The organism is Bacillus sp. FSL K6-3431 (assembly GCF_038002605.1).
GTDB lineage: Bacteria > Bacillota > Bacilli > Bacillales > Bacillaceae_C > Lederbergia.
On sequence record NZ_JBBOCT010000001.1, the window covers coordinates 4,359,441 to 4,372,807 of the forward strand.

The following is a 13,367-nucleotide window of genomic DNA, read 5'->3' on the forward strand; positions in this document are numbered from 1 at the left end:
GATTATGAGCCACAACAACCTGAAAGTAATGGTACAGTTGGTTCAGACATTGTGCAAGAAGTAACAGAATTTTTGGAGACATTTTTTTCGTTTTATCCGACTGCTAAGGATAAAGAACTTTCTTATTATATGAAAGATAATATCTTACCACCGATTGGTAAGGATTATTTATTTACAGAGCTAGTTCATCCAGTTTTTCAGATAGTAGATAATCAAATAAAAGTATGGGTCACTGTTAAATATATTGATGAAGCAACAAAAGCCCCACAGTTTTCGCAATATATACTCACGTTAGAAAAAGATACAAATTGGATGATTGTAGCAAATAAATGATGTATCTATATTAAAGTTAGAAAAAAACCACTTATTCAACACCAATAGGTATTTCAGTCCTAAGGTCATGTTAAAACACTACTCATATATGGTTTATGGAGAAAAAACCGCACAAACTCATTGATTGATTTAATTGCAATTCCAAAACAATCCTTACAACATTTTCAGTTATCGGTGGAGCGTATTTTACAGGAAAGGCAATTTATGAATCTGCTGCAAATATGGAAGACGTATTGTTGGCTCTATGGCTAATTTTCTACTATTCTTATTGGTTTTTAGAGAGCTTAGCCTTTATTAATTATATTGGTGTTGTAGTAAGAAGTTAGTATGGATATCAATATTCAGAACAATTTCGTGTAAAATTCCAATATGAAAAAGATGAGTGGTGTGGACCAAAACATAAAGAGCAATTGACAAAGAGACTAGGACAAAACTAGCTTCATTGATAAAAATAGGAATTCAGTATAAGGAATTCAGTATATACTGAATTCCACTTTCTAATTAGCTGAGTTTTGTCTTAGCCTTATTGATGATTATAAATAATTTATGCTTCTTTCATAATGAATCATAACAAGAGAAAGTAATAGTGGTATCGTGATTACTCAAAGCAAACATGGAATTGAAAATAATTATTTATTACCTATCTTTTTAATGGAATATATTGTTTTTATAAAAGGCAATGTATTTTGTATTATCTTAATTTTATAGTGATGAGGTAAATCACGTTGACAATTCTATTTATAAAAGATAATATATCCTATATACCAATCATCCTACAAATTAAGAGGGGGGATTTAATCATGATTAAGAAAGCAAACCGAATAAATCTAGTAGAACAGGTTGCTACCCAAATTGAACAATTAATTAAATCTGAGCATTGGAAAGTAGGAGACAGACTGCCGCCCGAAATGGAACTTATGGAACAGTTTGGTGTAAGCCGTAATACACTTCGAGAAGCCATCCGTGCTTTAGTTCATGCTGGTTTACTAGAAACTAAACAAGGAAGCGGAACAGTTGTACATTCTACGAACTCTCTGGAAGCGGCTTTGAAGCGCTATGTAAAAAAATCTGAGTTGCTTGAGATTCTAGATGTTCGCTTAGCTTTAGAAAAACAAGCTGCCCAATTGGCTGCTGAAAATAGAACAGAAGCAGATTTAGTAAGACTTGAAAAGTATATTCGAGACTCTCGACGGGCAGTCAAAAATAACGATTATGAATCGTTTATTAAGTTGGATATATGTTTTCACCAAACTGTTGTGTCATCTTCTAATAACCAACTTTTAATCGATTTATACGAGCCACTATTAGAAATGATATATCGTTTTGTTCAAGATTTAATGAAAATGAATGCCTCGTTTAAATACGAGGAAGAACTGCACATTGAATTATTTACAGCGATACGTAATCAGGATAAAGTTGCTGCTGCCGCATACGTAGAAAATTATATGGAAATATTAAGACAAGAGGTCGTTGAAATGATAGAGGAGGAATAACAACATGAATGATGGAACACTTTCATCAACTATAAATAATAATAAAAAATACAGTCTATTATTGCTGGTTGGCATAGTTTTAGTAGGGTCTAACTTAAGAGTACCGTTGACTTCTGCTGGTGCTTTAATTCCCTTAATACGTGATGATTTAGGTATTAGTAATGCTTTGATAGGGACGATTACAACATTGCCATTACTTGCATTTGCTTTACTCTCACCATTTGCTCCTAAAATAGCCAATCGGATTGGTATGGAATTGACGATTGCTTTATCTTTGATATTACTTATTATTGGGATTGCGATTCGCTCACTTTCAGGCAGTCTTTTTTTATTTGCTGGTACGATTTTAATTGGTTTGGCAATTGCTTTCGGTAATGTCCTGATTCCTGGAATTGTAAAAATGAACTTTCCCTTAAAAATTGGTTTGATGACTGGTATATATGCGATATTCATGAATTTATTTGGTGCTCTCGGATCTGGGATTAGTGTTCCTATTTCATCTATTGGTAATTTTGGATGGCAAGGTGCATTAGGTATATGGGGAATACTAACCTTTGTTTCTTTAATAATATGGCTCCCACAACTCCGTAAGAATAATAAAAATGAAAAGACAAATGTGAAAATAGAGAAGAAAAATAGTTTATGGCGTTCTCCGCTCGCATGGAAGATTACAATATTTATGGGAGGACAATCCTTAATGTTTTATACATTAATCACATGGTTGCCAGATATTTTAAATTCGAATGGTTATAATTCAAATACTGCTGGATGGATGGTATCTCTAATGCAGTTTGCACTCATTCCAGCTACTTTTATTGTACCGGTTATTGCAGAAAAAATGAAAAACCAAGTCGTTTTAAGTATCGTAACAGCTTCTCTATTCTTTATTGGATTTGCAGGATTATTACAAGGAAGCCCTGCATTGGTTCCATTTTGGGCAATCCTTTTGGGTATTGCTGGCGGAAGTGCGTTCAGTCTTTCTATGATGTTTTTTACACTGAGATCAAAAGATGGAAAGGAGGCAGCAGAGTTATCTGGGATGGCTCAATCTTTCGGTTATTTATTAGCAGCAGTCGGTCCAGTTCTAGTGGGGGCTCTACATGACATGACTGATAGTTGGATGGCTCCGCTTCTTTTACTTATTCTTATATCTATTGTTCTGTTTATTGTTGGGATTGGTTCAGGCAAAGAAGGTTATGTTACAGAGTCACATGCTGCTAAAGTAACAAGTTAATCCATAACTTGTTAAGTAACTATAAATATTACAAGTAGTGAAATAATAGATTTTTATTTGCGTACTTGGAATATAAAACAAACATATTGGATTTGAGTCAATAACCCGGACACAAAAAAATTAAGTCTTAAGCTGGTTTTTCTAATTTTATCCTCAATGGCCTGAGGTGTTTGATAGCCAATGCTACTATGAATTCTGTTTCGGTTATACCATCCTTCTATAAACTGAAACATGGCCAGCTTTGCAGCTAGATAGTCTGTGTATTGCGTGTGATAAACTTCTTCTTTCTTTAGTATGGCATGAAATGATTCTATACAGGCATTGTCATAAGGACAGCCTTTCTGGCTGAAGACTGCTTGATTCCATGTTTTTGGACATGCTGAGTAAACTCACTGCTGGTATATTATGAGCCAAGATCGGTATGAAGAATTAAGCCCTTTCGGGGCTTTTGAGAAAACCAGGCGTTTTGAAGTGCTTCGATCACCAATTCCGATGTCATAGAACGAGAAAAAGAATAGCCAACGATTTTTTTTGAGTGCAGATCCAATACAGAGGCCAAATAGCACAGCCATCTCTTACTGTAGGAATATACGTAATATCAGCCATCCACTTCTCATTGATGGAGCAGGTAGAGAAATCGCGTTTTAAAAGATTTTCCAACTGTACAACCTTTTCCTTTGAGGGGCAGGGACGGTATTTTTTCTTAGTAATTGAACGGATACCAGCCTTTTTCATTAAGCGCTGGACACGCTTTAGGCTTAGACAAAACCCGTTGTTTAATAAAGTTTTATGAATTTTTGGAGCTCCATATCGCGCCTTACTTTCCAAGTGAGAAGGCATAGAGCTAATGCAGACCGAACCTGTTCCGGGAACGTATGCCATGGGTTGGCAGTCAGATAATGTAGGTGGTTTTCCTGTTATCGGTCATCCAGGCGGCTCGATAGGATTCCAGTCCCAAACCTGGATAGTTCCAGAACAAAAGCTGGGAGTGATCGTGTTCGCCAACGTACTTGACGCTATCGATACCGATTTACCTAAAACAGATGTTATTACCACCACTCACATCGCTTCGGGGATTATAAACATATTGAATGATCAGCCGATTGGAGAAGTGGGATTAAGCATTCCTCAGAAATACTTGCTTGTAAACGTATTAATGCTAATATTTAGCGCATGGTTGTTATACACGATTGCTCGAACTGCAAAGCGTTGTCTATGGAAGTTGGCTTCTGACAATCTTTGCTATTCTAAGGTTTCTTTCAGGGTTATATCGAAAATCGTTTTGTGTTTTGCAAGTCTTATGATAATCCTAGTATTGAGTATGACTCAAGTTGTGCCAATATGGCATATTGCAACCATTTATCAGCCGGATGTCATTCTTTGGGTGAAAATCATGGCTGTACTACTCTCTCTAAAAGGATGGATAGAGATCATTGGATTGGTACGGTCGATTAGAAAAAATGTTCCATAAATACTTAAAAACTGCGCGCTCTGCCATACCAGTGAAGCATGAATGTGGATTTAAAAAGTCGCGATATTTGTATAAAAGATACGATGTTTAAAGGGTCTGTTTTGATCATTTTTTTCAAAAGCATCTTCCGCAATCAGGCGGTCTGGCTGTATTTTTTGGTTTGGAGCCATTTATCCAAACAAGTTCAAAAGCTATGGAATTACTCCAAATGAAATATTTATTGTTTTTCGAAAACAACTGAGTTGATTTTAGGGATCATGCTTTTATGGGGGAGATTTATCCCTTCAAGACCAACTTACTATACCAAGGCTTACATTTGTAGGTGAAAGAGACACCATTGTTTATGGTGAAAGCTTTGGAGGTGTAACTGTTGATATTGCTGGATTGGTAAAAGAAAATGAAGAAGAGTTAAAGCAATTAGGATGGGATATTGAAGTGTTACAGGGTAAATGTATGGATCATACAAAAGCAATGCAACCCACTAACGTTTTACCGCTTATTAAGTTGTGGTTGTCCAAACACCTATTATAAAACTGATATACAAGCCGGGTTCGAATTCGAATTCGGGTTCTTTATATTGTATTGCTAGTATGGCATGTTAGAAGGTGAAAGAGGGCTATATATAATTCCTTTTAAATCATCAACGGAACGACAAACAGATGTTGGGTCGGCGGACCATAATGTACTCAATCATTATTAAATCGGTTTTTTTAATCAAAAATCAATCAAAATTCGAGGCTGGACCCAATAGTGGACCAGTTCTTTTTCTTTGCCCAATAATCATTCAATCCCTTGTTCAATAAGGTGTAACTAACCAATAATTCTCTCCGTCCACAGAATAAACCTTTCCGATTTCTCCTTCGAGTGCGAAAAAAGGTTTCGTAAAAAAGCGTGAAAAAGACAGGTCTATCCCTTATGGGCTAAGCCTTTCTTCTTTTTGTAGTCTCGGAAAGCCGTACTGCCACTCAAACGTAGCCTCCTCTATCCTAGTCGTAGTTCTTTTATAATACTTGATGGAGTTTTTTCTTGGATGTTTAGCTACTTAATCTGCTCCTGAAGGATTTTGGGTAAAAGAGGTATTCATATTCATGCAAGACACGAAATAAACATATACTGAATGATAATGTGCAGAAGAAACAACATGCCACATGACCTAGTAAATTTAACTGCATTGTGATCAGATTAGAAAGGGGAAATCAACTTTGACTAAATATCGGATCATGTCCTTTGATGGAGGCGGTACCTTAGGTGCTTTAAGTTTACAACTTTTGAACAGACTGGCTAGGCGAAACCCAAAATTAATTAGTCGAACCAATGTTTTTTCGGGAAATTCAATCGGTTCATTTACTGCCCTTGCGTTAGCAAGCGGAAGATCGCCGAAGGAGACACTCCAGTTTTTTAAGGATAAAATCCTACCGGCATTCAGTATCTCTCGACCAGGTGGACCTGTTTTTAACCAGCAATTACCATATTCTGGTTTCATTGAAGCAGTACGAACATTTTTTCCACCAGATCTTCTCCTCAAAGACTTAAAAAGACGAATTGTTGTCCCTGCATTTCATTTATTCTCACCGGAGCTAAATCGTTGGACTCCTGTGTTATTTCACAACTTTCGTGGCTCTCCCTATTTAAATGAGAAAGCGAGTGATGTAATACTACGGAGCAGTGGTGCTCCCGCGACGCAAAGAGCCTATCAAAACTACGTGGATGGGTATACAGTAACAACTAACCCCAGTACAGCAAGTATCGCGTTTGCAGTGGGGAAAGCCAAACAGCCGTTGGATCAAATTGCGGTATTATCCATTGGAACAGGTGAAGAGCCGACTCAATTAAGAAGAGATACGGAGGGGTGGGGGATGGTGAGTGCAGATAACAAACGCCCCGAAAATATGAAGAACCTTCCCCCAAACTGGGGAGTTCTTTTGGACCGATCGCCCAATGAACCTTTACTGCCATTTCTTCAGATTGTCGCTAGTGGATCCGGTTACTATGAATCCATGGTCAGTTCTCAGCTTCTAGGAAATCGTTTTTTTCGATTAAACCCACGGATCCCTAATTTCTCCAAAACGGACCCTACTGTGGTTCCCGCTGTCATTTCAATCGCTAACAAAACAAATTTACAAAATGCTATTCAATTTATAGAGAAAAACTGGAATTAATATAACTATCCCCATAAATCTGATTATTTTTTTAAAAGCATTTGGATTTTTTATAAAAACAGCTAAACTGACTGTTTTTATTTATTCACTCAGTGCTTCTTCATACAGATAGGTAAGGGTTTGAAGTTATCGCTCCCTTTTCCCCCTGTTCACACCGTACGTGAGACTTTCACCTCATACGGCGTTCCAACTAATCCAATTCATTCAATTCTATGTATTTGATGAAGAGAAGTATATTTCCAAATCAGATTGTATGATCATTACAGGTGTTACAATTGGTGGCGTGCTAGGGCTTTATTTCACTAATCCTATGCTTTCCGTATTACTATCAAATGCAGGTGTTAAATGTTTGGATAGGTTTTAGCAAAGATCGCCTATTGATTGTCGCGCAAAATGTCTCGCTCTTGTCGCACGCGATTTTAGTGACTTTTGTAAATATTCACTCCGCAATCTAGTAATTCAGTGATAATTACCGTAGTATAGTAAGGGGCTATTTTTTCACAAGGTTATTCAATGCGAAATATTTAGTATTGGCAGTGGTTGAAGTTACATAATGAATCAAGGGAGAGAGTCAATTAACAATGAAAAAGATATTAATATTTGTATTAGCTATTTCTATGGTTGCTATCCTTGCAGCATGTGGTGGGGAAGACAACTTAACAGTTTTTAAAAGTGAAGACAACAATTATCAGGTAAGTGCCTCTACTAGTTGGAAAGATGCAAACGGCACGCTAAATCCAGAGGCTGACCTTCAAATTTATAATCCTAGAAAAGAGAAATATTTCATGGCACTACTCGAATCAAAAGAGGATTTCACGGATTTTTCACTACAAGCGTATTATGATATTGTTACCGAACCATTCATTTCTTCATTAGATACTCCTAATCAAGGAGATGTAAAGGAAGTTACGATTAATGGTAATAAGGCGCTACAATACACGCTTGAAGGTGTTGTAGACAATTTAAATATTGTTTATTTAGTCACCGTTATCGAAACACCTACACATTATGGTCAATTGATGGCTTGGACGCTTAAAAGCAAATGGGATGAATATAAAGACGAATATACGAATTTGACCGACAGTTTTAAAGAAGTAAATTAATCATTGACCTTTTGACCTGTATAATTATGAAATACCTCATTAGCTTGTTGCCTATTTAAAAATCATAGCCTTTATTTGGGCGCTATCGGGGTGGGGTTCGGAAGAGTTTATTTTGGTTGTACATGATTGTCCAATTAAAATAAACATTTCAGATTACTGTGGTTCTGGATCAATAATCTCTCGGGTTTCTTCTAATAGGAACCCGAGATTATTAGCGTTCAGATCAATGCCTTTTCTCCATTACATTTGTTGAAAATACATAATTTCCAAAATTTGCACGTGCTTATCAATTCTAATGTATACTATAAATATCCAGTTAACAAACTAGGATAATCTTTTTCTAGGAGTTTTACGATGAAATTAGATTGTTTGATTGTTGATGATGAGGTTGCTTTAGCTGAAACAACTTGTGAATATTTTAATATGTTTGAAGTCAAAACGGCATTTGTGACAAATGCGGAGGAGTGCGAACGTTTTTTGGAGGAACATGAACCATCATTGATTCTTCTTGATATAAATCTTGGGGATTCTTCTGGGTTTGATTTATGTAAAAAATTGCGTAAAACAATGCAGATTCCGATTCTATTTATCAGTGCACGTTCCAGCGATGACGACGTTCTAATTGCGCTTAACATAGGTGGCGATGATTACATACAAAAGCCATATACACTAAGTATTCTACTAGCAAAAGTAAAAGCAGTACTCAAAAGATATGGCAGTGGTTCTAGTAACCTACAAGAAGTTTTAAAATTCGGACAGGTCCAGATTGATGCAAAGCTTCATCGTGTACGAGTAAATGGTGTTGTCATTCACTTAAAAACGATGGAATATAAACTTCTGACTTATATGGCGAAAAATAAAAATCGAATCATCACAAAAGATGAATTGTTTCAAAATGTATGGGGCGATTCTTTTGTTGGGGATGGGACCCTAAATGTACATATTCGGCATTTACGTGAGAAAATTGAAAGTAATCCAAGGGAACCGCAATTTATAAAAACAGTATGGGGAACAGGATATGTGCTAGAGGATGTTAACGAATGAAAATAAAATGGTTAATTGTGTTGATTCTGGTTGTTTTTAGCGTTGGAATTGTCCTTTCCATAATGGTTATTAAGAGTAAGAACATTTCGGAAATAGATCTTGTGGCCATAAATGATGTGGTTAAAACTGTAGAAAGAAATTGGGGACAAGTTAGTGAAGAAACTTTTCATAACGGCGATCTAAAGCAATCATTTTCTATTATAGATCACTTGGGAGTCGTGATTTATCAAACACCAGGCAATCATTTTACTAATTTGAATGATGCTATAAAAAATAGAGATACACTTATAGATCTGAAGCAAAATAAAGAGATTGTAGGGAAAATAATTATCCGCAATAACGATCAAGACATCATGCATCAAATGAAAAGTGAACTGGTTACATCCATAAGTTTGATATTTGGTCTATTAATGATTGTTAGCATTCTATATATCCTCTATATTTACAGAACGTTATTGAAACCATTTAAGCAGCTTCAAAATTTCGCAGCGAATGTGGCTAGAGGTAATTTTGATATTCCTTTAAATATGGGCAAGAACAATTACTTTGGTGCATTCACAGAAAGTTTTGATTTATTGCGTGAAGAACTAGAGTGTGCACGTCAAAGAGAGTATGAATCCAACCGTAGTAAGAAGGAGCTAGTAGCCACATTAAGTCATGATATTAAGACACCTGTCGCTTCAATCAAAGCGGTTAGTGAATTAATGCTTATACAGGCAAAATCTGAAAAGACAATCAAGCAAGTAAATACGATTAATTCGAAAGCGGAGCAAATTGACTTACTCGTTACGGATATGTTTCACGCTACTTTAGAAGAACTTCAACAGTTAAAATTAACGATAACCGAAGTATCGAGCGAAGTACTTGTTGATATGATTGAGAATGTCAATTATGATAACAAAATCGTCTATGCTTCCATTCCACCTTGTATTATTATGACGGATCCCCTACGTATGCAGCAGGTAATAGATAATATTATAAGTAATTCATATAAATATGCAGGAACTAATGTTACTATCAAGTCCGGGATCAATCAGGGATATCTTGAACTCCACATTATTGACTACGGATTAGGAATTAGTGAAGAAGAATTACCTCTATTATTCAATAAATATTATCGAGGAGGAAATGTCGAAGGCAAGAATGGTTCAGGCCTTGGTCTATATATTTCGAAATACTTCATGGAAAATATGGAAGGGCAAATCAACTGTTACAACCGAAAAGATGGTTTTACAGTAGTTCTAAAAATCAAACTTTCTTAAATATTTAAGAAGTAATTAAGAATTACACAAAGATTTAATAAGAATTGATTTTGTATGATAAGACTGTAATCTTCATTACGGTCTTTTTTTTATAGGTCGAATATAGGAGAGGTTAGTTCAATAAAAGGAGAGTGCTAATCAATTATGACAAAAATAATTATTAGAACGGAAAAGCTGTGTAAAACCTTTTCAAGCGGTGGAATCCAACAACATGTTTTAAAAAATCTAGATATCAGTTTAGTAGAAGGGGATTTTACCATCATAATGGGTAGTTCGGGATCTGGGAAATCCACGCTACTTTACGCAATTAGTGGTATGGATAAACCGACATTAGGTGAAATAGATTTTGCTGGGAAAAAATTAGCTAAATTAAACAACGATCAACTGGCAATTTTTAGAAGGAATAATTGTGGCTTTGTATTCCAACAAATTTATTTACTAGACAATATGAGCGCACTAGATAATGTGCTTGCAAGTGGTCTATTAGTAAATAAAAATAAGCGCAAACTCGGCAAAAAGGCGAAAGAACTATTAATTCAAGTAGGGATCAATGAAAACGCATGGTCTAAATTTCCAACCCAGCTTTCTGGTGGTGAGGCCCAGCGAGTTGGGATTATTAGAGCCATCATTAATAGTCCGAAAGTATTGTTTGCAGATGAACCAACTGGTGCATTAAACTCAGCTACTGGTAATAGTGTTTTAGATGTATTCACAAATGTAAACAGTAATGGACAAAGTATTGTTTTGGTCACTCATGATATTAAAACAGCATTGCGAGGAAACCGAGTTCTATATTTGCGAGATGGTGTAATTTGCGGTGACTTACAGCTAGGAACTTACAATGAAAATGAGAATATCGAACGCCATGAAAAGCTAAGGGATTTCCTTGCAGAAATGGGGTGGTAAGGTGAAGATTATGAACCTAGCTATGGCGAATATTAGAAAAAGTAAATCTGCTACTGTTTCTTTATTTATATTCATTGTGGTAGCCGCACTACTTCTTAATATTGGCCTAATGGTCATTACTCAACTAAGTACATTTTTTGATCAGAAAGCTGAACAATTAAACGATCCTCATGTAACGATTGTAATGGATCAAGCAAGTTATCATCCGACTTATGAAGATTTTTTGGCAAACTATTCTGGGGTAAAAGAGACAGAAACAGAAGAGGTTATCAATATAAGCATTAATTTTAATTTTGGTAATGGCGAATTAACGAACAGTGTTGTTATTTTTAATGCGGATGCTAATCGTAATATTGGGCCGTTAAAATTGATTGAAAAGCTAAATACATCGAGTACCAATGATATTTTTGTGCCTTATAGTTTTAAAACAAATGGGGGGTATGAATTAGGTGATGACTTTACGATTCACTATCAAAAAAAGGACTATGAATATCGAATTGCTGGATTCTTAGAAACAACAATGATGGGTACTAATAACATCGGAGTTATGAAATTTATGTTACCAGAGACTTCCTATCAAACATTAGCAGCTGAACTAGACAATCAATCAAAAGGGTTGATCATATCCGCAGTGATGGAAGACAAAACACAATCTTCGAAGTTAGAAAATGATTTTATTCAGAATGTAAAGGAATCTCAAGGTGAGGAAACGACTTTAAACATTTGGGGTTTGAATTTTGAACTGGTGAAAAACGTGAACACATTGACAATTAACATCATAGCTACAATATTAGTAGCTTTTGCAGCAATTATTGTGCTTGTTTCTCTAATTGTCATTAAGTTCCGTGTTTCAAATAATATTGAAGATGGAATGGCGAATATAGGAGTGCTGAAATCAATTGGCTATACAAGTAGGCAAATTCTTTCATCCATTATTCTGCAGTATATCTTGATTGCTTTATGTGGAAGCATAGTAGGAATTGCATTGTCATATGCTCTAATGCCTTTGATTGGAGGTATCATTTCAACCTTATCCGGCTTAATATGGCTTCAAAGCTTTGATATGATCGTTAACTTAATCAGTATTTTCTTTGTGACGATTTGTGTGGTACTCGTAACATTATTATCGGCCCTCCGTGTACGAAAAATCCTACCTGTTGTGGCACTTCGTGGAGGGATTCAAACACATAGTTTTAGAAAAAATCGTATTCCTTTGGAGAAAGCGAAAGGTGATCTTCATTTTTTACTTGCTATTAAATCAATGCTGGCAAATGCGAAACAAAATATAATGATTGTTTTAATTATTATGGCGTTAACTTTTGCCACAGTCTTTTCGGTAGTGCTATATTACAATATTGCTTCCGATAAAACCGCATTTGTTAACTTATTCGGATCAGAACCGGCAAATGTGTATATAGCTGTTAAGTCAGATGCAGATATAAGAGACCTTCTGAGTAATATTGAACAAATGGACCATGTGAGGAAAGTGAATATATTTGACTTAATTAATACAAATATTGATAGTCAAATCGTATATACGAACGTTACTGATCATTATAACCAGTTAGAGAATAATATCGTTTATGAAGGGCGTCAGCCAAAGTATGAAAATGAAATATCCATCTCATGGGTAGTATCAAGTCAAATTAATAAAGGAATTGGTGATACGGTTGAAGTAGAATATGGGACTGAAACAATAAGTTATTTAGTAACTGGCCTCAGTCAATCTATTGGTAATTTAGGACAGATAGCCTCATTAACAATGGAAGGCATGCAGCAATTACAATCAGATTATAAAGGAGCTACCCTTTATGTATATCTTGACGGAATATCGAACAAAGACTTTATCAAGAATGTTCAGGAACAGCACGGGAATTATATAGTTGAAACATTAGATATTGATGAAAACATAGAAAGTCAAACTAGTATGTATACAGCTGCAGTATTTGCTGTTATGGTAATGGTTTTGACCATTACTATTCTGGTTGTTGTAATGATTCTATATTTAGTCATTAAAACGATGATTATTAAGCGTAAGAAAGAGTTTGGTGTAATGAAAGCAATAGGATATTCAACGATTCAACTAATGAATCAAATATCCATCAGTTTTCTACCTGTGATTATTACAGGTGTTACAATTGGTGGTGTGCTAGGGCTTTATTTTACTAATCCAATGCTTTCCGTATTACTATCAAGTGCAGGTGTTAAACGTTTGGATTTTATCATTCATTTCCCAACTATTCTAATGATTTGTGGAGGTATCCTTATATTATCCTACATTGTCTCAATGCTCGTATCTCGAAGAATTAAAAAAATTTCTGCTTATGGATTAATTACTGAATAAAATGAATCGATGAACTTG

Annotated in this window: 9 protein-coding genes and 3 pseudogenes; 11 read left to right on the forward strand and 1 reads right to left on the reverse strand. The window is 35.5% G+C overall.

Going from position 1 to position 13,367, the window contains the following annotated elements:
* Positions 1–9: 9 nt before the first annotated feature.
* The 3 genes and pseudogenes from MHB53_RS20980 to MHB53_RS20990 all read left to right on the forward strand — a co-directional run.
* Positions 10–333 (forward strand): annotated as a pseudogene (locus MHB53_RS20980) (conjugal transfer protein); the annotation flags it as partial.
* An 800-nt stretch (positions 334–1,133) separates the two neighbouring features.
* A complete protein-coding gene (locus MHB53_RS20985; RefSeq protein ID WP_340922076.1) occupies positions 1,134–1,826 on the forward strand; it encodes a FadR/GntR family transcriptional regulator in 693 nt (230 codons plus the stop codon).
* A 4-nt stretch (positions 1,827–1,830) separates the two neighbouring features.
* Positions 1,831–3,060 carry a CynX/NimT family MFS transporter gene (locus tag MHB53_RS20990; RefSeq protein WP_340922078.1) on the forward strand — a complete coding sequence of 410 codons (1,230 nt, stop codon included), beginning with the start codon at positions 1,831–1,833 and terminating at the stop codon, positions 3,058–3,060.
* Between the two features lie 149 nt (positions 3,061–3,209).
* Here MHB53_RS20990 and MHB53_RS20995 read toward each other — a convergent pair.
* Positions 3,210–3,891, reverse strand: a pseudogene (locus MHB53_RS20995) (IS3 family transposase); the annotation flags it as partial.
* A 16-nt stretch (positions 3,892–3,907) separates the two neighbouring features.
* Here MHB53_RS20995 and MHB53_RS21000 point away from each other — a divergent pair.
* The 8 genes and pseudogenes from MHB53_RS21000 (at position 3,908) to MHB53_RS21035 (ending at position 13,349) form a co-directional block, all read left to right on the forward strand.
* Positions 3,908–4,531 (forward strand): hypothetical protein, encoded by a 624-nt coding sequence (locus MHB53_RS21000; protein WP_340922080.1) that lies wholly within the window; start codon positions 3,908–3,910, stop codon positions 4,529–4,531.
* A gap of 291 nt (positions 4,532–4,822) precedes the next feature.
* Positions 4,823–5,062, forward strand: a pseudogene (locus MHB53_RS21005) (alpha/beta hydrolase); the annotation flags it as partial.
* Positions 5,063–5,733: 671 nt separating this feature from the next.
* Entirely contained in the window at positions 5,734–6,690 is a 957-nt protein-coding gene (locus tag MHB53_RS21010) for a patatin-like phospholipase family protein (protein ID WP_340922083.1), read from the forward strand.
* Between the two features lie 581 nt (positions 6,691–7,271).
* On the forward strand, positions 7,272–7,793 hold the full coding sequence (locus MHB53_RS21015) for an LptM family lipoprotein (protein WP_340922085.1): 522 nt from the start codon (positions 7,272–7,274) through the stop codon (positions 7,791–7,793).
* Positions 7,794–8,147: 354 nt separating this feature from the next.
* Positions 8,148–8,837 (forward strand): response regulator transcription factor, encoded by a 690-nt coding sequence (locus tag MHB53_RS21020; protein WP_340922087.1) that lies wholly within the window; start codon positions 8,148–8,150, stop codon positions 8,835–8,837.
* Positions 8,834–10,099, forward strand: coding sequence for a HAMP domain-containing sensor histidine kinase (locus tag MHB53_RS21025; protein ID WP_340922089.1), 1,266 nt, complete (start codon positions 8,834–8,836; stop codon positions 10,097–10,099). The genes MHB53_RS21020 and MHB53_RS21025 overlap by 4 nt, the downstream gene beginning before the upstream one ends.
* A gap of 144 nt (positions 10,100–10,243) precedes the next feature.
* The gene (locus tag MHB53_RS21030) at positions 10,244–11,005 is read left to right on the forward strand and encodes an ABC transporter ATP-binding protein (protein WP_340922091.1); all 762 of its coding nucleotides are present in this window, start codon (positions 10,244–10,246) and stop codon (positions 11,003–11,005) included.
* A gap of 10 nt (positions 11,006–11,015) precedes the next feature.
* A complete protein-coding gene (locus MHB53_RS21035; protein ID WP_340924895.1) occupies positions 11,016–13,349 on the forward strand; it encodes an ABC transporter permease in 2,334 nt (777 codons plus the stop codon).
* Positions 13,350–13,367: the final 18 nt, after the last annotated feature.

What these genes read in the sequence shown, in the direction of transcription:
- MHB53_RS21000 (WP_340922080.1), top strand. Translation starts at nt 3,908, where the DNA reads ATGCAGACCGAACCTGTTCCGGGAACGTATGCCATGGGTTGGCAGTCA.
- MHB53_RS21020 (WP_340922087.1), top strand. Translation starts at nt 8,148, where the DNA reads ATGAAATTAGATTGTTTGATTGTTGATGATGAGGTTGCTTTAGCTGAA.
- MHB53_RS20990 (WP_340922078.1), top strand. Translation starts at nt 1,831, where the DNA reads ATGAATGATGGAACACTTTCATCAACTATAAATAATAATAAAAAATAC.
- MHB53_RS20985 (WP_340922076.1), top strand. Translation starts at nt 1,134, where the DNA reads ATGATTAAGAAAGCAAACCGAATAAATCTAGTAGAACAGGTTGCTACC.
- MHB53_RS21025 (WP_340922089.1), top strand. Translation starts at nt 8,834, where the DNA reads ATGAAAATAAAATGGTTAATTGTGTTGATTCTGGTTGTTTTTAGCGTT.
- MHB53_RS21015 (WP_340922085.1), top strand. Translation starts at nt 7,272, where the DNA reads ATGAAAAAGATATTAATATTTGTATTAGCTATTTCTATGGTTGCTATC.
- MHB53_RS21030 (WP_340922091.1), top strand. Translation starts at nt 10,244, where the DNA reads ATGACAAAAATAATTATTAGAACGGAAAAGCTGTGTAAAACCTTTTCA.
- MHB53_RS21035 (WP_340924895.1), top strand. Translation starts at nt 11,016, where the DNA reads ATGAACCTAGCTATGGCGAATATTAGAAAAAGTAAATCTGCTACTGTT.